The sequence below is a fragment of the Rahnella bruchi genome (genome assembly GCF_003614975.1).
In the GTDB taxonomy this organism is placed as follows: domain Bacteria; phylum Pseudomonadota; class Gammaproteobacteria; order Enterobacterales; family Enterobacteriaceae; genus Rahnella; species Rahnella bruchi.
The window spans coordinates 1-1586 of sequence record NZ_QZWI01000045.1; the positions used below are offsets into that span (position 1 = coordinate 1).

The 1586-nt window shown below is 51.8% G+C and carries 2 protein-coding genes; both read left to right on the forward strand.

The genetic code is table 11. The features are described from left to right. Nucleotides 1–975 (forward strand): Ig-like domain-containing protein (locus D5398_RS25240; protein ID WP_208646094.1); only part of this gene is annotated, 975 nt, incomplete at its 5' end. A 357-nt stretch (nucleotides 976–1332) separates the two neighbouring features. Continuing rightward, on the forward strand, nucleotides 1333–1586 hold a 254-nt coding region (locus D5398_RS25245; protein ID WP_162940846.1), incomplete at its 3' end, for a hypothetical protein.

The following is a 1586-nucleotide window of genomic DNA, read 5'->3' on the forward strand; positions in this document are numbered from 1 at the left end:
CAGGCGGTCGCTAACGGCACGGAAGCGGTGACCTGGACGGCGACCGTCAAGGATGCCAATAACAATCCGGTGAATGCATTGAACGTGGACTGGAAGGGGGATAATGCCAACGTGACGCTGGCCAACAGCAGCAGCCAGACGGCGGCGGGCGTAGCGACCATGACCGGCACGTCGCGCAAAGCGGGTACTGAGATTGTCACCGCCACGCTGACGCAGCAGCAGCGCGCGGCCAGTGCGGGTGCGGTGAACTTTATTGCCGACATCAGCAGCGCCGAGATTGTGACACTGAAACTGGATAGGCCGGTGGTCTCCAATAACGGCGTCGATGTCACGACCTTTACCGCCACGGTGAAGGATGCCAACGGTAATCCGATGGCAAACCAAACGGTGAACTGGGCAACGACGCTGAATACTCTGGCGGGCAGTACCAGCGTGACCGATGCGTCCGGCGTTGCCACGATGACGATTTCCGGGACAGATGAGGGGGATGCGACCGTGACGGCGACCTACGGCCAAAGCGTGAAAACAGGAACCACCACCTTTATCGGTTCGTTTAACGCAGACTGGGTTATCAACGGGGCATCGGGCCAATATAAAACATCATGGTTTGACGAGTATCCTGGTTTAGGCTTTATCGCTGTCGCGCCGACTACCGGGCCTTATTCGCTTGTGTCTAGTGGCGCTCAAAATACTAATTCGCCGCTGACGGTTCCGATGACGGATGAACACGGAAACCAGGTGGTGGTTAACTTTGGCGGGGAGCGCTCTAGCTACTGTTCGACACGAACGTTTAATACAACAATAGGTTGTGCGTCCGGTCCGAATGCTCAAGCGATACTGAACTATGCATCAGCGGATAACTCAGGTCTTCCTGCCGGGGTCTATCATGGCGTCATTCGCTTTGCAGGGATGAGTTGGGGAGCGAGCGTACCCTCATTTTCCTATGAGATTGCCGTGAGCCTGACGGTGCAGTAATTCGGCCAGAGGTTATAAACGGGAAAGGCGGAAGAAATTCCGCCTTTTTTATATATTATCAGAGTCTGAATTAGTGAGTTATTTTATTGGAATCGGTATTTATAATTTAACTTCACGTGTATTAACTTTTGCTAAATTTATTATTAAGTAGTGCCAAATGGCATTATGGTTTATGTTTGGCACCCCCGCGAACTATATCGGCTATTTTGCTATTTGTTTCGCTTCCATTGAATATATAAAGTGAAATAGATAATGCGTGTGTCTAAGATAATTTGTATTTTACAAATTAGCCTTCAGTTTTCTTATTCTTCCCTGTGTGTTTATGCTTTTTCTTTTGATGCCGTTGCTGAAACCAAATTGTCTGACGTATCAGAGAAAATGCCGGCGGAAAAATTACCCTCAGGCAGCAGCATCGTACCGTCTTCTGCTGCCGGTACGACGCAAAATAACAACAGTGATGCATCACTGGCAGGGCTTGCGGCGCAGTCTGGCGTGGCGCTTTCCGGCGATTCCTCGGGCGATGCGCTAAAAGGCATGGTCGCTTCCGGTGCCACCGGCAAGGCGGCGCAAAGCGTGGAGTCCTGGCTAAACCAGTTCGGGACCGCGCGCGT